Here is a 21128-nt window from a genome sequence, read left to right on the forward strand (position 1 = left end):
TGCATGTACGACCGGCGCGACCTCGTCCGCGTCTACCTTGCCGCACAGGGCAACAGGTTCGGTGGCTACTACGCCGAATCGTCGGCCTACAACGCGGCGCTGAAGGCGCACTACGCGGCGATGCTCGACGGGCTCCAGCAGCTCTTCGGGCTGCGGCTGCACCGGGACGGCGTCGACACGTTCACCCACCGGGTGCTGTTCATGTTGTTCTCCTCGACGGCCGCCTCGTTCTTCGCGCTGCGCACTCCGTGGTCCGATTTCCTGGAGGCGGGCCTCCTGATCCGGAAGGTCGAGGAGGCGGGGGCGGAGGGCGAGCGCATCATGGCGGCCAGCCAGCGCATCGACGCCCTCACCGCCGAGTCGCGCGAGACCCACCTGGAGATGCTCGACGCACTCGTCGCGGTGATGCTCGGCGACCGCGCGGAGCTGACGTTCGACACGGCCGACCTGCGGGCTGTCGGTGTGGACGACACGAAGCCGAGCACCAGGGACTACCCGCTCTACGAAGGCTGACCGGCACGGCGATCTGGGCGTAGGTCCCGATCCGCGCCGGCCCGGTGAGGGGTGAGCGGCGACCGTCTACTGTCCTCGCCATGAGGACGGGGACGCTGGCACGGGCCGCCACCATCGTCACGGCGATCGGGCTGGTCGCCGGCTGCGGCGGCGCGGCGGCACGCGAGGCGCGGGGGTGCCAGGAGTCGGTGGACGAGGCGGAGGCCAAGGTCCGGGTGGACCGTTGGGACCCGCCGGAGGATCTGCCGGGTCTCGGGGACTATCCCGAGATCCACTGGCAGGCTCGCGCGTTGGGCGAGCCGTGTTCCCGGGTCCCGGGTCCGACGGACTGGGCGTACCAGGCCGTCGTCAGGCTCCATCCGCAGGACGCCCGAGAACTGGCGGAGCAGTACGACTTCGCGCCCGTCGCGGCCGACGACCCGGCCCAGCACGACCAGGGCAGGACGCCCGCCGACGTGTGGCCCGACCTCCGGCCGCACCTCCCGGCCGGGGCCCGCTGGCTGCACAGCCGGTCGTACGACGAGGCCCCGCCCGCCACGCGCGGGCGGGTGGCGTTCGTCGACGTCGAGCACGAGACGGTGCTGCTCATGCTGAACGACCGCTGACGGCGGGCGTCCCCCGTGGGAAGGAGGGGACTCACGCCGTCGCGGGAGGTGTGGCCGGCGGCCGGCCGCAAGCCTGGAGGGCGAGGGCGACGAGGGGTCGCCACCGTTTTCGGGAGGATCGATGAGGACGACACTCCGTGGGCTGGGCGCGGCGGCCGTCGTGGTCGGCGTGGCCCTGGCCGGCGCGTCGGGCGCCACCGCCTCGGCGACGGCGGACCGGGAGCCCGCCGGGACCGCGCGCGTGACCGGCAGCGGCGAGATCCGGCTGACGTTCGCGCCGGACCAGGACGTGCGCAGCTTCAGCTTCGACGCGCGCGCCACCCCGTACACCCGACCTTTGCCGGGGGCGCCCCAGGGCCTGCCCACCGACGCGACCGGGACCGTCCACGTCGCCCACCGGGTCGCGGCGGACGGCTCCACCGTCCGCTTCGCGGCCCGGGTCGACTGCCTGGTCACGGCCGCGCGGACCGCGACCCTCACCGCCGTGGTCACCGAGGCCGACGCGCCGGTGGCCGACCTCGTCGGGCGGCGGCTGGGCTTCAGCGTGTACGACGGGCCGGGCCGCGACCGCGTCGGCTTCTCCTGGGCGGTGGTCAACGCCGACCAGGGCCCGGACGGGCAGTGGCGGGAGGGCAGCGTGGGCACCTGCATGGCGCCCGCTCCCTTCGCCCCGGTGACCGAGGGCGGCTACCGGGTGCGGCACGCCGAACTGCCGCCACCGCCGGAGAGCTGAGCCGGCCGGCGGATGTCGACGGCCACGACGCGATCCGGCGGCCCGCCGTGTCGTTGATCCGGTTGAGCCTGCCCCCACCTGCGACGACGGTGGGGGCACCGACCGTGAGGAGGCACGCCGATGACCCGTCAGCGCGAGACCGTGGAGGTCGACCCGGTCCTGTTCCGTGCCGTCTACGACTCGCCCGCGTCGCTGCCCGGCGCGCACCGGTGGACGACCCCGGAGTCGGACGTGCGGCGCATCGAGAAGCTGCTCGGCATGCCGCTGCGCAGCATCGGCGCCCCGCTGTGGGTCAGCGGCGACGAGCCGGACTGCCCCAAGTGCGGGCGGCGGGTCACCTGGTACGACATCGTCTCCTCCGCCCTCTCCGGCGTGCATGACCGGATGATGATCGCGACGGTCATCCTCGGCGACCGCAGGTACGTCAACACCGAGGTCCCGGACGCGATCGCCGGCGTGCGCTGCGCCGACTGCCGCACCCCGATCGAGGGGCTGCGCAGCTTCAAGTGCCACAACTGGGCGTACGCCTTCGAGGCGCTGGAGGCCGTCCGGGAGCGGATGACCGGCGCGTCAGTCGTCGGCCGTCAGCTCGCGGACGAACCGCAGGCCGGGACGCCCATCGAGTGACATCTCGCCGACCGGCGTGAAGCCGGTGCGCCGCAGCACCGCGAGCGAGCCGGCGTTGTCCAGGGTCGTCCTGGCCCTCAGCCGGCACAGCCCGTACGCCGCACGGGCCAGCGCGGCCACGCGGCGGACGCCGTCGGTCGCCACCCCGCGCCCGGCGGCCCGCTCGGCCACCCGGTAGCCCAGCTCGGCCTCGCCGTCGGCGACGTCGACCAGGTTGAACCGGCCCAGCACCGCCCCGTCGGCGTCGACCAGGACGTGGAAGTGGCACGCACCGGTCTCCTGCTCGGCGAGCAGCCCCGCGTGCCGCGCGTCGAAGTCGGCGAAGTACGCGTCGCCGCGGTCCGGCACCGACCGGGCGAACCACTCCCGGTTCTCGCGTTCGAAGCGCAGCAGCGCGGCGGCGTGGTGGGCGGCGAGCCGCTGGAGGTCGGGCACCGCGCCACCCTAGCCAACCGCGGCCCGCGCCCGCCCCGGGATATCGCGGCGTCAGCGGTCGCCGGCGGAGCGGCGGGTGGGGCGGCGGCCGGGCGGGGACGTCGGCTCGGGGCCGGGGTCGGGAACGACAGGCATCGGCCGTGCCACGGGCCCGGCGCCGGTGACCCGGAACTGCTCGCCGTGGTGCCACACCTCGATGCCGGTCGCCGGGTCGGCGTCGGGCAGCTCGTAGCGGGCCTCGTCCCGGGTCAGGGTGACCCGCAGCCGGTGGCCGTGCCAGCGCAGGCAGAAGCCGAGCCGGTCGATCCGTGCCGGCAGCCGGGGGTCGAAGGAGAGCACCCCCCGGTCGTCGCGCAGCCCGCCGAAGCCCTGCACCAGCGCCAGCCACGCCCCGGCCAGCGACGCCAGGTGCAGCCCGTCGCCGGTCTTGTCGCCCAGGTCCGCCAGGTCCTGGAGCACCGACTCGGCGAACAGGTCGTACGCCAGGTCGAGGTGCCCGACCTCGGCGGCGAGCACCGCCTGCGGGGAGGCCGACAGCGACGAGTCCCGGACGGTCCGCGCCTCGTAGTAGGCGACGTTGCGCGCCTTCTCGTCGGCGGTGAACTCCCCCGGGCACCGCTGCATGGCGAGCACGAGGTCGGCCTGCTTGACCACCTGCTTGCGGTACAGCTCCAGGTAGGGGAAGTGCAGCAGCAGCGGGTAGTCGTCGTCGGAGACGTTCGCGAAGTCCCACTCCGGCTGCGCGGTGAAGCCGGCCGCCTGCTGGTGCACCCCGCGCTTGCCGTCGTACGCGACGAAGACCGCGTCGGCGGCGGCCCGCCAGCCGGCCACCTCGGCCGGGTCGACGCGGAGCCGGGCCGCCGCCTCGGGGTACCGCTCGGCGGCGTCGGCGGCGCCGCGCAGGTTGCGGCGGGCCATCAGGTTGGTGAAGAGGTTGTCGTCCATCAGGGCGGAGTACTCGTCCGGGCCGGTCACCCCCCGCAGGTGGAAGGTGCCCGCGTCGGACCAGTGGCCGAAGCCGTGCCACAGCCGGGCCGTCTCGACCAGCAGCTCCAGCCCGGCCCCGGCGAGGAATTCGTGGTCGCCGGTGGCGGCGACGTAGCGCAGCACCGCGTCGGCGATGTCGGCGTTGACGTGCAGCCCGGCGGTGCCGGCCGGCCAGTAGCCGGAGCACTCCCGGCCGCCGATGGTGCGCCACGGGAAGGTCGCCCCGGCCAGCCGCAGCTCCGCCGCGCGTTCGCGGGCCTCGGGCAGGTGGGCGTGCCGCCAGCGCAGCGCCGACCGGGCCACCTCCGGGGCGAGGTACGTCAACACCGGCAGCACGTAGCCCTCGGTGTCCCAGAGCACGTGCCCGTCGTAGCCGTTGCCGGTCAGGCCCTTGGCGGGAATGGTCCGGTCGCCGTCCGGCCGGCCCGCCTGGATGAGGTGGAACACGGCGAACCGGATGGCCTGCTGGAGTTCGGCGTCGCCGTCGAGCAGCACGTCGGCCGTCTGCCAGGCGGCGTCCAGGGCCGCGCGCTGGGCGGCGAGCAGCGCGTCGAAGCCTGCCGCGCGGGCTGCCCCGGCCTCCTCGGCGACCAGGCGGGCCAGCCCCTGCGGCGGCGTCGCGTCCACCGTGGCGCACTCGTACGCGGCGAACTTCGTCAGCTCCAGCCGCTCGCCGGCGCGCAGCGTCCCGGTCAGGGTGAGGCGCAGCCGGTCCGGCGCGCAGTCGACGGCGGGGGCGAAGCCGGCCGGGGCCCGCACCTCGTGCGCGACGGCGACGGCTACCCGCTGCCCGCTGCGCTCGGTGCGGTGCACGAGGACGCCGTCGTGCCCGTTGGAGTGGCGGTACTCGGCGGTCAGCGGGTCATGGATCACCGAGGCGGCGCGGGGGTCGTCGGAGCGCTCCGGCACCCGCTCGTTGGCGAGCAGATCGGCGCAGGCCCGCACGTCGACCGTCCCGCCCAGCGGCTCGACGCTCCACCGGACGGCGGCCACCGGGCGGCGGGGCAGCGAGACGAGCCGGGTGCTGCGTACGCGTACGCCGTGCCCGGCCGGCGAGACCCACTCGGTGTGCCGCTCGACCACCCCGGCGCGCAGGTCGAGCACCCGCTCGTGGGTGCGCAGGGTGCCGGTGCGCACGTCCAGCGGCTCGCCGTCGACCCAGAGGCGGATCAGGGCGGCGTTCGGCGCGCTGATCACCGTGTCGCTGAGCTGCGGGAAGGCGTACCCGTCCTCGGGGTAGGTCAGCTCGCGCCGCTCGTGGAAGCCGTTCAGGTAGCTGCCGGGCATGCCGTACGGGGCGCCCTCGTCCAGGTTGCCGCGCCAGCCGACCCAGCCGTTGCCCAGCGCGAAGATCGACTCCGTCTCGGCGAGTCGGTCGAGGTCCGCCTCCGTACGCCGGATCCGCCAGGCCTCGTCGTCCCCGGCCCCGGGCGCGGTCGGCGGCCGATCGGCGGTCGGGGTGTCGTGCACAGCGCCTCCAGGGAGTCCGACGTACCGGGTCGACCGTGGCAGACCGGGCTGAGAGATCGCTGAGACGAAAGTCAGGGTCTCGGCCTGACCAACGCACACTGCGTCCGGCTTCCAGGTGTTCCAGGGTTGTCCGTGAGGTAAACGCGGTATGAACGATTGGTGAGGTGAGTCATGGTTGATGCGGGCACGACGGATGTGCCGGAGATCAGCGCCGAGTGGTACAGGGACATCGTCGACTTCGCCGCCGACACCCCGCAACCGGTGCAGTGGTTCGCCGGGCACTTCACCGAGGCCGCGATCCTGCTGCTCGGGGCACTGTGGCTGGTGGCGGCCGTGTCGCGCCTCGGCGGCGGCCCGCGCTCCCGCGCGTACGCCCTGGTGACGCCGGTGGCGGTGGTGCTCGCGTACGGGTGCAGTGAGGCGTTGAAGGTGGTGGTGGACCAGGAGCGCCCCTGCCGGGCGGTGGCGACCGAACTGGCCATCATCGCGGGGCACTGCCCGCCGACGGGCGACTGGTCCTTCCCCAGCAACCACTCGACGATCGCGGGCGGGCTGGCGGTGGCGACGCTGCTGCTGTCCCGCCGGGTCGGGCTGGTCGCGGTGCCGGTGGCGGCGCTGGCCGCGTTCTCCCGCACCTTCGTCGGCGTGCACTACCCGCACGACGTGGTCGTCGGCGTCCTGCTCGGCGCCCTCGTCACCGCGCTGCTCACGCCGCTGCTCGCCCGCCCCGCCGCCGGCCTGCTCCAACGCCGCGCCCGCCACGCCGAGCGCCCCGTCCCGGACCCCACCCCGACCGCTCGCCGCTGACCACGGGGCGGGCGGGCTCAGGTCAGGAGGAGCGCGGCGACGGCGCCGAGGGCGAGGAAGGGGCCGAAGGGGAGGTGGCTGCGCCAGCCGACGCGGCGGGTGACCAGGAGCGCGACACCGACCAGCCCGGAGAGCAGCAGGGCGAGCACCAGCCCGACCACCGGGAGGGCCCAGCCGTACCAGCCCAGCAGGGCGCCGACGCCGAGCGCCAGCTTGGCATCGCCGAGGCCGAACCCGCGCCGGCCGAACAGCAGCGTGGTGGTGGCGAAGAACAGCGCCAGCCCCGCCCCGGCCACGGTGGCCCGCAGCCAGGGCGCCGGCCCCGCCCCGGCGAGCGCGGCCACGCCGAGCACCAGCCAGGTGCCGGCCGCGGCGGGCCAGGTGAGCCGGTCCGGCAGCCGGTGCACGGCCGCGTCGACGAAGACGAGGGGGATCGCCCAGCCCAGCCACCAGGCGGTGGCGGCCAGCACCGCGGCGGGCGGACCGACCAGCAGCAGCACCCCGAGCGCCGCCGCCACGGCGAGTTCGACCGCGCCGGGCGGCGGGCCGACGCGCGTCCGGCACCGCCCGCACCGGGCCGTCGGGCCCAGCGCCGGCCACGGCCGGGCCAGCCCGATCGGAGCGCCGCAGGCGTCGCACCCGGTCCTGGTGGCCACCCCCGGCGGTACGGCGTACCGGATCGCGGCGAGGCGGAGCACCGGGCCGAGGGCGAGGACGGCCAGCGCCCGCGCGGCGGGGGAGGCGACCGGCGGCGGCCCGGCGGGCTCCGCCCGCACCGGCGGTTCGGTCAGCGCCATGGACGGCCCTCCCGCCGGACGCCGGGGCACGACACGGAGGGTAGTGACGACCCGGCCGGCCGGTAACGGGCGCGACGGCCTGCGCCCCTCCCGCCGGAATCGCGGAAATGCGCGCGGAAATAGCGCGACCACATGAGCGGGAATCCCATACGAATGGAATTTTGATACCTCAGGGCGGGGGACGGATCGGACCAGACGCCGCGTCCGGGACAGCCCCCGGCGACCACGATGCCCACTCGTTCACCGGACGGACTCCCACCGCGTCGACTTTTCCAGCCGCCCTGCGGAACCCCGCAGCCCGACTCGATCACACCGCCCGCAGTCACCCCTCGCCACCACCTGTCATCACTCATGGTAGTCATCTGAATTGCCTCTGTCGCATCGGCGGACGTCAGCCTATGCTCGCCCCTTGGGTGCGGCGCAACCCCGCGACGAAACGACAGGACGACCCAGGGCTTGCATTTGTAGATATCCATAACGGCGAATGCGACGACGCTTTCCGACAGGTCCGGATGGCCCCATTCGGCCACGCCGCCGCATGCCCGGAGGCCGGTGCACCGACCTCCGGACGGCCACCGAGGAGGCACGACGTGCGCGGACGGCAGCTCGGCCGGTCGACGGCCCGCCTGCTCGCCATCGCGGCGATCGCGGCGGTCACGGCCTGCGGCGCCGACCCGGCGACGACCACCCGGGCGGCTCCCGCCAACGGCGCCCCGACCCCGACCCATCGGGGCGTTGACGAGCAGGCCGCCAGGAAGGCGGCCCTGGCCGCGTACGCCGGATACCTCGCCGCGTCCCGCACGGCGAGCGGGCGCAGCGACCCCCACCACCCGGACCTGTCGCGGTTCCTCGCCGACCCGCTGCTGACCCGGGTCCGGCTGTCCATCCGCGAGGCGAAGGAGCACGGCGCGATGCGTACCGGCACGTTGGTCTCCGACCCCACCGTGACGTCGGTGAGCCTGGATTCGAGCCCGCCCACCGTGGAGATCCAGGACTGCCTGGACGCGACCGGCTACCGCCTGGTCTACGCCAGGGACAAGCGGGTCGTCCCCGGCACCGGGGGGACCCGGCACCTGGCCACGGCGACCGCCACCCGGTACCCGGACGGCCGCTGGCTGATCAGCGCCGGTGCCGCCCACGAGGACCTGCCGTGCTGACCTGGGGAGGAGGGGGCGCCCCGGCCGTCGCGCCGAGCGGGGCCGGGGCGACCCGCACCCGCACCGCCGGGGCCGGGGCGACCCGCCGGGCGCTGGCCCGTGCCGGAGCGACCCGCCGGGCGCTGGCCGGTGCCGGCCTGGCGCTGCTGCTGGCGCTCGGGGCGGCCGTGTCCGCACCCGTCGCGGGGCGCGCGGACCCCGGCGCGGAGTGCCCGCCCGGGCAGAGCGACTGCAGCGTCTGGGACGACGACCCCGGCACCCCGGGCGGCCCCGGCGGCGGGGACACCGGCGGGGGCGGCGACTCGGGCGGCGGGGGTGGCGGCGGGAAGTGCCAGTGGAACGGCCGCACGGTGAAGTGCTACGACGACGTGCTCGGCTGGTTCAACAACGGCGACGGCTGCTACTACAAGCTCTCCGAGCCGCAGCAGGAGGCCCCCGAGGGCAAGCAGTGGTACACGCGCACCTGCAACGGCGGTGACGTCGGCACCCAGACCGAAGTCCTGCTCGACGCCCCGCCGCCCGGCTTCGGCGCGCCACCCGACCCGGAGGAACTCGCCCGACGGGCGCTGGCCAAGATCACCATCGCGGCGCCCCGGATCGCGGTCGCTCCCCGCCGCAGCAAGGGTCCCGGCCTGGTCGGGCTGCCGGTCTGGATGTGGGGCAGCAACGACGATCCCAAGTACTTCGGGCCGACCCGGGAGGCGTCGGAGACCGACCGGGGCCTGACCGTGAAGATCACGGCGACGTTCCGCCGGATCGTCTGGGACATGGGCAACGGCCGCACGGTCACCTGCTACGGCGCCGGCACCCCGTACCGGGCCGACGGCCCGCTCGCCGGACGCCGGTCCCCCGACTGCGGCTACGGAAGCGGCTACCCGAAGGCCGGCGACTACCGGGTGCGGGCCACGACGTACTGGACGGTGACCTGGGAAGGCGGCAGCCAGAGCGGCGTCATCCCGGTCAACCGGACCACGGGGACGGTCCCGGTCCGGATCAACGAACTACAGGTGGTGTCGGAATGAATGTGGCGACCCGGAACGGGACCGGACCGGTGGACGCGCCGATCGCCCCGCCGAAGGTGGTGCGGCAGCGCCGGATGCGACCCGGGCTGCTCGGCCTGGCCGTGCTGCTGATCGCCCTCGGCGGCCTGGGGGCGGCGTTCGCGGTCACCTCCGTACGCGCCACCGGCAGCTACCTCGCCGTGGCCCGACCGGTCGAGGTCGGCCGGCAGATCAGCGCCGACGACCTGGTGCCGGTGCAGGTGACCGGCGGCCAGGGCCTGTCCCCGGTCCCGGCCGGCCGGCTCGACGAGGTGCTCGGCAAGCGGGCCGCCGTGTCGCTGACCCCCGGGACCCTGCTGACCATGGCCCAGCTCACCGACGACCCGCTGCTCGGCCCCGGGCAGCAGCAGCTCGCGCTGGGTCTCGGGCCCGCCGAGGTGCCCGCCCGCGAGCTGCACCCCGGCGACAAGGTTCTGCTGGTCAGCACACCGGACGGCAACGACGACCGCCCGGCGGGCGCCGCCACCCGGTTCGAGGCGACGGTCATCGACACCGCGACATCCGCCGATGACGACGAGGTGGTGGTCTACCTGGCGCTCGCCGTGCGGGACGTGCCGGCCGTGGTGGCGCTCTCCGCGCAGGAACGGGTCGCCGTCGTGCTGACCGAGGCGGCCTGAGCATGGCGATCATCGCGCTGCTCTCGGCGAAGGGCTCCCCGGGCGTCACCACCTCCGCCCTGGCCTGCGCCCTGACCTGGCACCGGCGGCTGGTGCTCGCCGAGTGCGACCCGGCCGGCGGGTCCATCCTCGCCGGCTACCTCGGCGGCGCGCTCGACGGCCCCCGGGGCATCGGCGAGCTGGCGGTCGGCGAGCTGCGCGACGGCAACCTGGAGACCGCGTTCTGGTCGCAACTGGTCGACCTGGACGCGCCGAAGCGGGAACGGCTGCTGCTGCCTGGCGTCGTCGACCCCGCGCAGGCCGGCAGCGTCACCCCGCTCTGGCAGCGGTTCGCCGACTTCTTCGCCAGCCTGGAACGCGGCGACCCGCCGTACGACGTGCTCGTCGACTGCGGCCGGCTGCACGTCGTCGGTCCGCCCTGGCCGATCCTGCGCGCGGCCTCGGTGGTGCTGCTGGTCAGCCGCGCCCGGCTGCCCGACCTGTCCGGCACCCGCGCGATGGTCAGGGCGGTCGAGCGGGACTTCGCCGAGCACCGGGTGCCGCCGGGCAGCCTGCGGCTGCTGCTGGTCGGCGACGGCCACGGCAGCGGCGAGGTGAGCAAGGCACTGCGGCTGCCGGTGGTCGCCCGGCTGCCGGACGACCCGCGTACGGCCGAGGTGCTCAGCCTGGGCGGCACCGTACGGGCCGGTCGGCCGCTGATGCGCGCGGCCGGGGGCCTGGAGGTGCCGGTCGGGGCGCTGTTGGAGCGGCGGCGCGCCCGGCTGGCCTGGCCCGTGTCGCAGGGGGTGCCGGATGCGGTTTGAACCGGTCTCCACCGATCCGCGCCGACAGCCGCCCGGCACCGCCACCCCGCCCGGTGCCACTGCCGCCGCACCGCCCGGCGTCACCTCCACCGCGCCGCCGCTGCCCCCGCCCAACGGGCGGCACCACCCGCCGGCGCCCCTCCCGGTGCCGCTGGCCGGGCCGCCGCCGGAGCCGCCGCCCCGGGCCCGGGTCGACTTCCACGTGGTCCGCGAGCTGCGCCGGGAACTCAGCGAACGGCTCACCCGGTGGCAGCGCGGCCGGGAGTTCACCGTCGACGAGGAGGACACCGAGCGCGCCCGGCTCGCGGTCGCGGTGGTGGCCGAGTACGCCGACGCCGTGCGCCGCGCGGGCACCCCGATGGCGGCCGGCGAGGAGCGGCTCCTGCTCGACCAGGTGACCGCTGAGCTGGCCGGGCTCGGCCGCCTCCAGACGCTGCTGGTCGACGACACCATCGAGGAGGTGCACATCCTCGGCTGCGACCAGGTGCGCGTCACCCGGCACGGCGGCGGGGTGGACTGGGCCGAGCCGATCGCCGACAGCGACGACGAGCTGGTGGAGATCCTCCAGGCGGCGGCCCGCCGCGCCGGGGCCACCGAGCGGTCGCTGTCGACCTCCAAGCCCACCCTCGACCTGCAACTGCCCGACGGCAGCCGGCTGGCCGCGGTGTTCCTGGTCAGCCACCGCCCGTACGCGGTGATCCGCAAGCACAACACGCTGGACGTGAGCCTGGACGACCTCGCCGGCGGCCGGGGCGACCTGGACGAGATGATCGACCCGCTGGTGCGCGACTTCCTGCGCGCCTCCATGCGGGCCGGGCTGAACATCATGGTGGCCGGCCTGGCCGGGGCCGGGAAGACCACGGTCATCCGGGCGCTGATGGACGAGATCCCGGCCGACGAGCCGTACGTGCTGCTGGAGGAGAGCCGGGAGCTGCTGCCGGCCCGCCGCCGGCTCAAGCACCGGGCGGTGATGAGCTTCGAGGCCCGGGAGGGGCACGGCGAGCGCGGGCCGGACGGCCGCCCGGCCGGCGAGGTGAGCATCGCCGACCTGATCCCCGTCTCGCTGCGGATGGGCGTGCTGCGGATCATCGTCGGCGAGGTCCGGTCCCGGGAGATCGTCCCGATGCTCCAGGCCATGACGACCAGCCGGGGCTCGATGTGCACCATCCACGCGCGTACGCCCGCCGGGGTGAGCGAGCGGATCATCGAGCTGGCGCTGGCGCACGGCCGGGAGATGACCGTCGACCAGGCCCGCCGGATGGCCGGCAACGCGCTCGACCTGATCGTCTACGTCACCGTCGAGGACGAGACCGCGATCGGCGGGCGCAAGCACCGCTTCGTCTCGCACGTCGAGGAGGTCATCGGCGTGGGCGACGGCAACCGGATCACCACCACGCAGGTGTTCGGTCCCGGGCCGGACGGGCGGGCGGTGCCCCGGCACCTGCCCGAGCGGATCCGCGCCCAACTCCTCCGGGTCGGCTACGACGCCCGGCTGCTCGGCCGGTGGATCGAGGCCGGCACGGGTGCCTGGCGGCGGCCCCGACAGACCCGGCTCGGGCGGCGGTGACCCACGGTGCTGGGCAACGTCGAACTCGTCGCGGTGGTCTCCGGGGCCGCCTGCGTCGCCGGGCTGCTGCTGGCGGTCGTCGCGCTCGTCGGCACCCGCCGGCCGCCCGGCGGGCCCGGCGCGGGCCGGGGGCTGGAGCGCCTGTGGAAGGGCTCCGGCGCCAGCCCACGCGAGCAGCGGGCGCACCAGGCCCTGCTGGTCGGCGCGCTGGTCGCCGGCGCGCTGGCCTTCCTGGTCACCGGCCTGCCGGTGGTCGGCCTGCTGGTCGTGGTGGCGGTTCCCGGCACCCCGTGGCTGTTCTCGGTCGGCAAGGCCGAGCAGCGGGCCATCGCCCGGATCGAGGCGGTCGGTGAGTGGACCCGCCGACTCAAGGACGTCTCGGCCACCGGCCAGGGTCTCCAGCAGACGATCATCGGCACGGTCACCACCGCGCCCGAGGAGATCCAGGATGAGGTACGGCTGCTCGCCGCCCGCCTCCAGGCCGGCTGGCTGGCCCGCTCCGCGCTGCTCGCCTTCGCCGACGAGATCGGGGACCCGGTCTGCGACCAGGTGGTGGCGGCGCTGATCCTCCACGTGACCGACCGGGGCGAGCGCCTCGGCGACGTGCTCGGCTCGATTGCGCAGGCGGCGGCGGCCGAGGTGGCCACCCGCCGGGAGATCGAGGCGAAGCGCACCCAGCCCCGGTTCGCGGTCCGCTTCCTCACCGGGATGACCCTCGCCACCGTCGCGTACGGGCTGCTCAACACCGAGTACGTCAGCCCGTACGGCACGCCCTTCGGGCAGCTCGTGATGGCGGCCCTCGGCGCGGCCTTCGTCGGCCTGCTGGCCTGGGTGCGGTCGATGAGCCAGCCGCGCCGGCCGGCGCGCTTCCTGCCCGCCCCCGACCCGCAGGAGGTGCTCGCGTGAGCGCGAGGAGTGAGCTTGCGAGCCCCGCAGTCGGGAACGAAAGGCCAGCCCCGTGAGTGTGGTGGTCCTCAACTGGCAGCTCGCGCTCGCCGTCTGCGGCGGGGCGACCGTCGGGCTGGGCGTCTTCCTGGTGGTCCGCGAGCTGGTGCCGGCCACCCCGGCGCTCGGGCCCGCGCTGCGCCGGCTGCACCAGCCGCCCGGCGGCGGGCAGCTCACCGCCCCCGCCGACCGGCGGCTGGAGTGGCTGACCGGGCTGAGCCGCTGGCTACGGCCACCGCACCGGCAGCTCGCCCTGATCGACCGGACCCCCGAGCAGTACGCCCTGTCGATGCTGCTCTCCGCGCTGATCGGGCTCGCCGCGCCGACGCTGCTCGGGGGCACCCTCCTCGCCGTCGGCGTACGGCTGCCGGTGGTCGTGCCGGTGCTCGGCAGCCTCGGGCTGGCGCTGCTCTGCGCCCTGGTCGCGCACCGGGCGGTGCTGGACCGGGCGGACAGGGCCCGCGACGAGTTCCGCCAGGCCGTCTGCACCTACCTGGACCTGGTCGCGTTGCAGCTCGCCGCCGCCCACGGGCCGGTGCAGTCGCTGGAACGGGCGGCGGCGGTCTGCGACGGCTGGGTCTTCGACCGCATCTCGGAGGCGCTGCGGATCGCCCAGATGCAGATGCACTCGCCCTGGGACGAGCTGCGCGACCTCGCCGAGCGCATCGGCATCCCGGAGCTGGGCGACGTCGGGGCGATCATGCGCTCCTCCGGCAGCGAGGGCGCGCAGGTGCACGAGACCCTGCGCAGCCGCGCGGACTCACTGCGCGACCAGATCCGCACCGACAACCTGGCCCGGGCCGAGGGGGTGACCAGCCGCCTCGACATCCCCGGGGCGCTGCTCGTCTTCGTCCTGCTCGGCTTCGCCGTCTACCCGTTCATCGCCCGCCTCTGATCCGACCCCGAGAGAAGGAGCCCGTCATGTCCGTCATCACCTACCTGCACGTCGCGCTGGCGGCGCGGCTCGCCGAGCTGCGCCGCGACGGCGAACGGGGGGACAGCCCCGTACCCACCGCCGTGATCATCTTCGGCCTGGTCGCCGTCGCGATGGCGGTCACCGCCGCCGCCCTCGGCGCGGCCAACGACTGGATGGACAACATCCCGAAGCACCAGGACCCGAAGTAGCCCTGATCCGTGAGCCGCGCAGACTCCTCGCCGGGGCGCCGGGCGGTCACCGTCGCCCGGTGCCCCGCCCTGGCCACCGCCCGCCGCCCCGGCCTGGCTGTGGCCCGGCGTCCCGGCCTGGCTGTGGCCCGGCGTCCCGGCCTGGCCGTCGCCCGGCGCCTGGCAGCCGGCGGGACCGACCGGGGGGCCAACCCGGTCGAGCTGGCGGTGGCCATGCCGGCGATCCTGCTGCTGCTCTTCGCCTCGATCCAGACGGCGGCCTGGTTCGTCGCCCGTTCCACCGCGCTGAACGCCGCACAGAGCGCGGTCAACGCGCAACGGCTGCACCAGGCGCCGCCCGGGGCCGGCGAGGCCCGGGCCACCCGCTTCCTGCGGGCCGCCGGCGGCTGGCTCGTCGACTGGGACAAGCCCGCCCCGAGCTGCGAGAGCACCACGACCGAGGTGACCTGCACGGTGCGCGGTCGCTCCCTGTCGGTCGTCCCGGGGGTCGACTTCCCGGTGCGGCAGACCGCCCACGGGACGGTGGAACGGTGGACCACGCCGTGAGCCGTACCGCCGAGCGGGGCTCGGTCTCGATCGAGGTGGCGGTGCTCGCCCCGGCCTTCATCGCGCTGATCGTGCTGGCCGGGGTCACGGGGCGTACCGCCGTGGCGGCCGAGGCCATCGACGCCGCCGCCCACGACGCCGCCCGCGCCGCGTCGATCTCCCGGGACGCCCGCACCGCCCGCGCGGAGGCCCGGGACGCGGCCCGCCGGCAGCTCGACTGGCGGGGCCTGGCCTGCGCCGGCAGCCCGGAGGTGACCTTCAGCGGCGCGGTACGCGGCAGGCCCACCACCCTCGACGCGGCATTCCGCAGCCCCGCCGGGCAGGACGCCTCAGTCACCGTGCGGATCGCCTGCACCGTCTCCTACCGGGACCTGCACCTGTCCGTCCTGCCCGGGATGCCCGCCGGCAAGCGGGTGTCGGCGAGCTTCACCTCGCCGCTGGACCGCTACCGGAGCCGGCGATGACCGCCGGCCTCACCTCGCCGCTGGACCGCTACCGGAGCCGGCGATGACCGCCGGTCGGGTCCGGCCGGCTCCCGCCGCCCTCGGCGACGAGGGACGGGTGAGCGTCTTCCTCGCGGTGGCGATGGTCGGGATCCTCGCCGTCATCGGCATGGCCTTCGACGGCGCCGGCCAACTGCGCACGTTGCAGCGGGCCGACAACCTCGCGGCCGAGGCCGCCCGGACCGGCGGTCAGGCCATCGACCGGGCCACCGCCATCGAGGGCGGGCCCACCCGGATCAACCGGCCGCAGGCCCGCCGGGCCGTCGCCGACTACCTCGTCGCCGCCGGCGCCGCCGGCCACACCGTCAGCTTCCCGGTCGTCGACGGGGAAACCAGGGTCCGCGTACGCGTCACCGTCACCCACCACAGATCCATGCTCGGCCTGTTCGGCTTCGACGAGACCGTCACCGTCTCCGGCGAGGCGACCGCGCGGCCGCTCACCGGAGCACCGTAGGAAGGAAGGCAGCCATGGCCGCTTCGGGTCGTTCCGTCGTACGGCGGACCGGACGGATCCTGACCGGGTTCGGCGCGCTCGTCGTGCTCTGCGCGGTGCTGGTCGGCGCGCCGGTGGCGCTGCTCGCCCTCGCCGGCAACCCGCTGCCCGACCACCTGCCCACCGTCGGGGAGATCGGCGCGACGCTGACCAGCCGCGACGACGGGCGCCTCTTCCTGCGCGCACTGGCGCTGGCCGGGTGGTTCGGGTGGGCGACGTTCGCCTTCTCCGTGTTGGTGGAACTCTGCGCGCAGGCGCTGCGCCGGCCGGCACCCCGGCTGCCGGGCATGAGCCGCCAGCAGCGGGCCGCCGCCGCCCTGGTCGGGTCGGTCGCGCTGATCATCGCGGCCAGCCCGGCGGCAAGCGCGGCAACGGCCGTCGCCGGCCCGTACGCCCTGCCGGCAGCGCCGATCGCAACCGCGCCGATGGCTGTCCCGCCGCAGGCCACCTGGCCGGCCTCCGCCGCTCCGGCCGTCCAGGCTGGCCCGGCTCTGCCGCCCGCCCGCGCAACCCACGTCGATCTGGCGACTCAGGCCGCGCAGCCTGCTCCGGTCACGCGGGCTGCTCCGGCCGCGCAGGCTGCTCCGGTCACGCGGGCTGCTCCGGCAGTACAGGCTGCTCCGGCCGCCTCGGCGACGCAGGCGGCCTCGGCGGCGCAGCCTGTTCCGGGGGCCTCGGCCGACGGGGCGGCGGTCTACCGGGTGGCCCGGGGCGACCAGCTGGGCAGGGTCGCCGAACGCTACCTCGACGACTTCGACGACTACCGTGAACTGGCCGCGCTGAACCGTATCGACGACCCGGACCGGATCCACCCGGGCCAGTTGCTGAAGCTCCCGCAGGAGGCCGAGGACCGGGGCGCCCGCCGGCACGCCACCGGCCGCCTCGTCGCCCGTCCCACCACACCCCTGCCGGCGCGGCCGGCCCCACAGCCCGCCCCGGAACAGGTCACCCCGGAGCGGGCGACGCCCCCGGCGCAGGCGCCGCCGCCGGCCGACGCGCCCGGCGACGAGGCCCCGACGCTGACGGTCGGAGCGGCCCGGGCCGGCGAGCCCGACCGCGTGAACCGGCCGCTCGCGGTCTCCGCCGTCCTGGCGGTGGCGAGCATCGTCGGCGCGCAGATCGGCGCGGTCCTTGGCCTGCGCGGCCGCCCCGCCCGCGTACCGGCAGGCGTGGCCCGCACCGCCACCACACGCCGTCGAGGCGCCGCGGGTACCGGGCGGGACGGAGGCAGCCGCGGCGGAACCGGACGCGCGACGGGACACAAGGGAACCGGACGGAACCGGACAGCATCCGACGGAACCGGACGGGACGCGAATCCCCGGGACGCCGGCGCAACCACCCACACCGGCACAACCGCGATTCCCCGCAGCAGCACCACTCCAGGCGGCCACGGCGACGCGGCCACCACCCCCCGCCCGGTGGCCGCCCTGACCCGGGCCCACGCGGACACCACCCGCGAACCCCAAATCGGCCGCCACCGCCGCCCCTAACCCACCCCACCCACCCCCCGAACGCCTCGTTGATCAAGAAGTTGTTGCAGCGACACGCCGATCAGGACGCAACAACCTCATGATCAACGGCATGAGGGGTGGGAGGGCGGGTGGGTGGGGTGGGTGGGGTCAGGGGAGGCGGGTTTCCAGCATGCCGTTGACGATGCGGGTGGGCAGGACCTGCTGGTCGTTGCCGGACGGCCCGTGCACGACCTCGCCGCCGTTGAGCCGGAACGTGCTGCCGTGCCACGGGCAGACCACGCACGCGTGCCCGTCGATCTCCTGCACCTCGCCCTCGCCGAGCGGGCCGCTCTGGTGCGGGCAGCGCTCCAGCATCACGGTGACCTCGTCGCCGTGCCGGTAGAGGATCACCGAGACGTCGTCGATCTCCCGGGTGATCAGCTTTCGCTGCGGCAGGGCGGACATGTCCGCGATCGAGTGCCAGCCGTCACTCATCCGGTGCAGCTCGGAAATGCTCTGGTTGACCTGCGCGCCCTGCTTGTACGCCAGGTGCCCGCCGATGTACGCCCCCATGCTCGCGGCGCTGAGCCCGAGGAAGCCGAGCGTACGGCCGAGGTTGTGCCGGCCGGTCATCCGGGCGGCCATGGAGCCGGCGTAGAACGCCAGGCCGACGCTGTTGGAGGCGGCGTGCACCAGGCCGATCCGGCGCTGGTCTCGGGCGAGGGCCGCCCAGTCGTTGAGCCCGGCGACCGCGGCCGGCAGGGCGCTGACGGTGCCGACCGCGCACAGCGCGGTGGCGGCGCGGCGCTGCCCCGGCATCAGGTCCAGCACGGCCGTGCTGAGCCACGCGCCGACCGGCACCTGCACCATCGCCGGGTGCAGCGGGTGCCCCAGCCACACACCGTGCAGCAGGTCGCGGACGCGTCTTGGGCGGAGGGTGGCCTGGACGGCCCGCTGCAACCGGTCGCCGATCCGGTCCAGCGCGGAGGCCTGCTCGATCTTCGTCATGAGTGCTCGCACCCGGACCGACTTCCCGGCAGGAGCGACCGCAAACCGGTCTCCGGTGACGGATCCGCAGCGGTACGTGACGAGGCCCCTGCCGACCCGGAACCGGGCGGGCCCCGGCCGGATGGGGCCCACCCTCCGCGATGGTGCGGTCAGCGGTCCGGCGGCGTCCAGCGGTCGTGGTGGATCGCCTCGGCCAGCGGGCGCTTCTGCCGCCAGCCGTGCCGGGCCAGGTCGGGCACGGCCTCGAAGTGGGTGACCGGCCCGAGGCAGAGCCACGCCACCGGCCGTACGCCGTCGGGGATGCCGAGCAGCTCGGCCAGCCAGGGCTCCCGGTAGAACGACACCCACCCGACGCCGAGCCCCTCGGCGGTGGCGGCCAGCCAGAGGTTCTGGATGGCGAGGCAGGCCGAGTAGAGCCCGGTGTCGGCGATGGCGTGCCGCCCGAGCACGGCGGGGCCAGCGCGGGCCGGGTCGTAGGTGACCACCACGGACAGAGTGGACTCCAGCACCCCGTCGATCTTGATGCGGGCGAACCGCTCGGCCGCCTCCCCGTCCAGGGTGGCGGCGAAGGTGTCCCGCTCGGTCAGGACGTGCTCGTGAAACCGGCGCCGCAACTCGGGGTCGCGGACGAGGACGAAGTCCCAGGGCTGGGAGTAGCCGACGCTCGGCGCGGCGTGCGCCGCGGTCAGGACGCGGTGGAGCGTCCCGTCGGGCACCGGCGCCCCGGTGAACTGGCCGCGGACGTCCCGGCGGCGATGGATGACGTCGTAGAGATCCAAGGCAGGCTCCCGCTGCGCTCGGCCCACGCTCCGGGCGTGGGCACGTGGCCGCGAGGCCGGTCTTCGGACTCCCGGATCGACGCCTGGCCGTCCGCCTTCCCGGCCCGGGCGGGCCAGTGGCTGCGCTCTCGCGCGTGGACGGTGGCTCCCCGGTCACCGCGGCGGGCCCGTGCCGGATTCGCACCGGCTTCCCGATTCTCCCCGCTCGCGCGGGGCACCTCACATGATCGTGCCGCCCGGCATGCTAGCGCCGCGCCACGCGGACCCGCCGCCCCGCCGCCCGGGCCGGCCCGCCAAGGGCCGGGCCCGACCGCCGGCCGGGCGTGGAAATCCGGTCGCGGGCCGCGCCGTCCGCGACCAGTGTGGTCCGGGTGTACGCACTCGCCTCCCGCCCGCTGCCGGCCGGCCACCCGGCGGCCCGGCTGACCGTCGCCCTCGGCCGACCCCGGGCCGTGCCGCCGCCGCTGCTGATGCTGCTGGGCATGCTCTCCACGCAGGTCGGTGCGGCCGTCGCCAAGCAACTCTTCGGCAGCACCAGCGCCGGCGGTACGACCACGCTGCGGCTCGGCTTCGCCGCGCTGATCCTGCTGCTCGTGGCCCGGCCCGGGCTGCGGCTGGGCTGGCGCGCCGCCGGCCTGGTCGGGGCGTTCGGGCTCACCCTGGCGCTGATGAACCTCGCCTTCTACGCGGCGCTGCACCGGGTGCCGCTCGGCGTGGCGGTCACCATCGGTTTCGCGGGACCGCTGCTGGTGTCGCTCGCCGGCAGCCGCCGGCCCGCCGACGTGGCGTGGGCGGTCCTGGCGGGCGGCGGGGTGCTGCTGATCAGCGGGCTCGGCGGGACCGGGGTGGACCGGGTGGGGCTGCTGCTGTGCGTCGCCATCGCGGTCGGCTGGGCCGGGTACGTACTGCTCGGCAAGGCGGTCAGCGCCCGCGTGCCGGGCAGCCAGGGTCTCGCGCTGGGGATGGCCGTCGCCGCGCTCGCCGTACTGCCGTTCGGGGTCGCCGGCAGCGGCACGGCGCTGCTCGATCCGTGGACCCTCGCGCTGGGCGTCGCGGTGGCACTGCTGTCGTCGGTGCTGCCGTACTCGGCCGAACTGGCCGCGCTGCGCCGGATGCCGGCCCGGGTCTTCGCGATCCTGCTCAGCCTGGAGCCGGCGATCGGCGCGCTGGTCGGGCTGGTCCTGCTGGGCGAGCTGCTGGCCTGGCCGCAGGCGGCCGGTGTGGCGTGCGTGGTCGGCGCCGCGCTGGGCGCGACCCTGGTCCGCCCCCGCGCCACGAAGGCGCGCTGACGCCCCCTGGCGCCGCCGGCACCACCGGGGCATGCTGTGCCGATGGGCGTACGCGTCGAGCACGACGGGCCGGTGACCACGGTGATCCTGGACCGTCCGGCGGCCCGCAACGCGGTCGACGGGCCGACGGCCCGGGCCCTGGCCGACGCGTTCCGCGCCTTCGAGGCCGACCCCGACGCGGCGGTGGCCGTGCTCTGGGGCGCCGGCGGCACGTTCTGCGCGGGGGCCGACCTGAAGGCGATCGGCACCCCGAGCGGCAACCGGGTCGAGCCGGAGGGGGACGGCCCGATGGGCCCGACCCGGATGACGCTCGGCAAGCCGGTGATCGCCGCGATCTCCGGTCACGCCGTGGCCGGCGGGTTGGAGCTGGCGCTCTGGTGCGACCTGCGGGTCGCCGAGTCCGACGCGGTCCTCGGGGTGTTCTGCCGGCGCTGGGGGGTGCCGCTGATCGACGGGGGGACGGTCCGGCTGCCCCGGCTGATCGGCGAGAGCCGGGCGATGGACCTGATCCTCACCGGCCGGCCGGTGCCGGCCGAGGAGGCGTACGCGATGGGGCTGGTGAACCGGCTGGTCGCCCCGGGTGAGGCGCGGGCGGCGGCCGAGCGGCTGGCGGCCGAGATCGCCCGGCACCCGCAGACCTGCCTGCGTAACGACCGGGCCGCCGTGCTGGCCGGCGCGGGCCAGCCGGAGCCGGCGGCGCTGGCGACCGAGCTGGCGTACGGGATGGACTCGCTCGCCGCCGACGCGGCGGCCGGGGCGGCCCGGTTCGCCGCCGGTGCCGGGCGGCACGGCGCGGCCGTCTAGCGCAGG

Annotated in this window: 24 protein-coding genes and 1 riboswitch; of the genes, 19 read left to right on the top strand and 5 right to left on the bottom strand. The window is 75.6% G+C overall.

Annotation, left to right across the window (positions count from 1 at the left end):
• Window positions 1-3 precede the first annotated feature (3 nt).
• The 4 genes from ABT006_RS02180 to ABT006_RS02195 all read left to right on the top strand — a co-directional run bounded on the left by ABT006_RS02180 (window position 4) and on the right by ABT006_RS02195 (window position 2478).
• Entirely contained in the window at window positions 4-513 is a 510-nt protein-coding gene (locus ABT006_RS02180; RefSeq protein ID WP_350702053.1) for a hypothetical protein, read from the top strand.
• Between the two features lie 80 nt (window positions 514-593).
• Complete coding sequence (locus ABT006_RS02185; RefSeq protein ID WP_350702055.1) at window positions 594-1118, top strand: hypothetical protein; 525 nt, start codon at window positions 594-596, stop codon at window positions 1116-1118.
• 121 nt (window positions 1119-1239) lie between these two features.
• Window positions 1240-1851: a hypothetical protein gene (locus ABT006_RS02190; RefSeq protein ID WP_350702057.1), complete on the top strand. Its 612-nt coding sequence runs from the start codon at window positions 1240-1242 to the stop codon at window positions 1849-1851.
• Window positions 1852-1971: 120 nt separating this feature from the next.
• Window positions 1972-2478: a DUF8243 domain-containing protein gene (locus tag ABT006_RS02195; protein WP_350702059.1), complete on the top strand. Its 507-nt coding sequence runs from the start codon at window positions 1972-1974 to the stop codon at window positions 2476-2478.
• On the opposite strand, the gene ABT006_RS02200 is transcribed toward ABT006_RS02195, so the two are convergent.
• Window positions 2422-2913, bottom strand: coding sequence for a GNAT family N-acetyltransferase (locus tag ABT006_RS02200; protein ID WP_350702061.1), 492 nt, complete (start codon window positions 2911-2913; stop codon window positions 2422-2424). The two genes, ABT006_RS02195 and ABT006_RS02200, sit on opposite strands and share 57 nt — an antisense overlap.
• 51 nt (window positions 2914-2964) lie before the next feature.
• Window positions 2965-5370: a glycoside hydrolase family 65 protein gene (locus ABT006_RS02205; RefSeq protein ID WP_350702063.1), complete on the bottom strand. Its 2406-nt coding sequence runs from the start codon at window positions 5368-5370 to the stop codon at window positions 2965-2967.
• A gap of 171 nt (window positions 5371-5541) precedes the next feature.
• On the opposite strand from ABT006_RS02205, the gene ABT006_RS02210 reads away from it, so the two are divergent.
• Window positions 5542-6177 carry a phosphatase PAP2 family protein gene (locus ABT006_RS02210; protein ID WP_350702065.1) on the top strand — a complete coding sequence of 212 codons (636 nt, stop codon included), beginning with the start codon at window positions 5542-5544 and terminating at the stop codon, window positions 6175-6177.
• 17 nt (window positions 6178-6194) lie between these two features.
• Here ABT006_RS02210 and ABT006_RS02215 read toward each other — a convergent pair whose 3' ends face one another.
• Window positions 6195-6974 (bottom strand): prepilin peptidase, encoded by a 780-nt coding sequence (locus ABT006_RS02215; RefSeq protein ID WP_350702066.1) that lies wholly within the window; start codon window positions 6972-6974, stop codon window positions 6195-6197.
• A 590-nt stretch (window positions 6975-7564) separates the two neighbouring features.
• On the opposite strand from ABT006_RS02215, the gene ABT006_RS02220 reads away from it, so the two are divergent.
• The 12 genes from ABT006_RS02220 to ABT006_RS02275 all read left to right on the top strand — a co-directional run bounded on the left by ABT006_RS02220 (window position 7565) and on the right by ABT006_RS02275 (window position 17281).
• Window positions 7565-8131, top strand: coding sequence for a hypothetical protein (locus ABT006_RS02220; protein ID WP_350702068.1), 567 nt, complete (start codon window positions 7565-7567; stop codon window positions 8129-8131).
• Between the two features lie 92 nt (window positions 8132-8223).
• On the top strand, window positions 8224-9153 hold the full coding sequence (locus ABT006_RS02225; protein ID WP_350702692.1) for a hypothetical protein: 930 nt from the start codon (window positions 8224-8226) through the stop codon (window positions 9151-9153).
• Window positions 9150-9809: an SAF domain-containing protein gene (locus tag ABT006_RS02230; protein WP_350702070.1), complete on the top strand. Its 660-nt coding sequence runs from the start codon at window positions 9150-9152 to the stop codon at window positions 9807-9809. The genes ABT006_RS02225 and ABT006_RS02230 overlap by 4 nt, the downstream gene beginning before the upstream one ends.
• A 2-nt stretch (window positions 9810-9811) precedes the next feature.
• Window positions 9812-10612, top strand: coding sequence for a CpaE/TadZ family protein (locus ABT006_RS02235; protein ID WP_350702072.1), 801 nt, complete (start codon window positions 9812-9814; stop codon window positions 10610-10612).
• Window positions 10602-12179: a TadA family conjugal transfer-associated ATPase gene (locus ABT006_RS02240; protein ID WP_350702074.1), complete on the top strand. Its 1578-nt coding sequence runs from the start codon at window positions 10602-10604 to the stop codon at window positions 12177-12179. The genes ABT006_RS02235 and ABT006_RS02240 overlap by 11 nt, the downstream gene beginning before the upstream one ends.
• A 9-nt stretch (window positions 12180-12188) precedes the next feature.
• A complete protein-coding gene (locus ABT006_RS02245) occupies window positions 12189-13085 on the top strand; it encodes a type II secretion system F family protein (protein WP_350702694.1) in 897 nt (298 codons plus the stop codon).
• A 61-nt stretch (window positions 13086-13146) separates the two neighbouring features.
• Complete coding sequence (locus ABT006_RS02250) at window positions 13147-14019, top strand: type II secretion system F family protein (protein ID WP_350702696.1); 873 nt, start codon at window positions 13147-13149, stop codon at window positions 14017-14019.
• 26 nt (window positions 14020-14045) lie between these two features.
• Window positions 14046-14249 carry a hypothetical protein gene (locus ABT006_RS02255; protein WP_350702076.1) on the top strand — a complete coding sequence of 68 codons (204 nt, stop codon included), beginning with the start codon at window positions 14046-14048 and terminating at the stop codon, window positions 14247-14249.
• A gap of 123 nt (window positions 14250-14372) precedes the next feature.
• On the top strand, window positions 14373-14795 hold the full coding sequence (locus tag ABT006_RS02260) for a TadE family protein (RefSeq protein ID WP_350702697.1): 423 nt from the start codon (window positions 14373-14375) through the stop codon (window positions 14793-14795).
• The gene (locus tag ABT006_RS02265) at window positions 14780-15259 is read left to right on the top strand and encodes a TadE/TadG family type IV pilus assembly protein (RefSeq protein WP_350702077.1); all 480 of its coding nucleotides are present in this window, start codon (window positions 14780-14782) and stop codon (window positions 15257-15259) included. The genes ABT006_RS02260 and ABT006_RS02265 overlap by 16 nt, the downstream gene beginning before the upstream one ends.
• 43 nt (window positions 15260-15302) lie before the next feature.
• Window positions 15303-15752: a hypothetical protein gene (locus ABT006_RS02270; protein WP_350702079.1), complete on the top strand. Its 450-nt coding sequence runs from the start codon at window positions 15303-15305 to the stop codon at window positions 15750-15752.
• Between the two features lie 14 nt (window positions 15753-15766).
• On the top strand, window positions 15767-17281 hold the full coding sequence (locus ABT006_RS02275; protein ID WP_502890825.1) for a LysM peptidoglycan-binding domain-containing protein: 1515 nt from the start codon (window positions 15767-15769) through the stop codon (window positions 17279-17281).
• 129 nt (window positions 17282-17410) lie between these two features.
• On the opposite strand, the gene ABT006_RS02280 is transcribed toward ABT006_RS02275, so the two are convergent.
• Together ABT006_RS02280 and bluB are read right to left on the bottom strand one after the other, a co-directional pair.
• Window positions 17411-18250 (bottom strand): Rieske (2Fe-2S) protein, encoded by an 840-nt coding sequence (locus ABT006_RS02280; RefSeq protein ID WP_350702080.1) that lies wholly within the window; start codon window positions 18248-18250, stop codon window positions 17411-17413.
• Between the two features lie 149 nt (window positions 18251-18399).
• On the bottom strand, window positions 18400-19029 hold the full coding sequence (gene bluB / locus ABT006_RS02285; RefSeq protein ID WP_350702082.1) for a 5,6-dimethylbenzimidazole synthase: 630 nt from the start codon (window positions 19027-19029) through the stop codon (window positions 18400-18402).
• A gap of 37 nt (window positions 19030-19066) precedes the next feature.
• Window positions 19067-19261: riboswitch (cobalamin riboswitch) on the bottom strand.
• Between the two features lie 139 nt (window positions 19262-19400).
• Here bluB and ABT006_RS02290 point away from each other — a divergent pair.
• Together ABT006_RS02290 and ABT006_RS02295 are read left to right on the top strand one after the other, a co-directional pair.
• On the top strand, window positions 19401-20318 hold the full coding sequence (locus ABT006_RS02290) for an EamA family transporter (protein ID WP_350702084.1): 918 nt from the start codon (window positions 19401-19403) through the stop codon (window positions 20316-20318).
• A 42-nt stretch (window positions 20319-20360) separates the two neighbouring features.
• A complete protein-coding gene (locus tag ABT006_RS02295) occupies window positions 20361-21122 on the top strand; it encodes a crotonase/enoyl-CoA hydratase family protein (RefSeq protein ID WP_350702086.1) in 762 nt (253 codons plus the stop codon).
• Window positions 21123-21128: the final 6 nt, after the last annotated feature.

Origin of the sequence: Micromonospora sp. NPDC002717, assembly GCF_040295705.1 — a bacterium.
In the GTDB taxonomy this organism is placed as follows: Bacteria; Actinomycetota; Actinomycetes; order Mycobacteriales; family Micromonosporaceae; genus Micromonospora.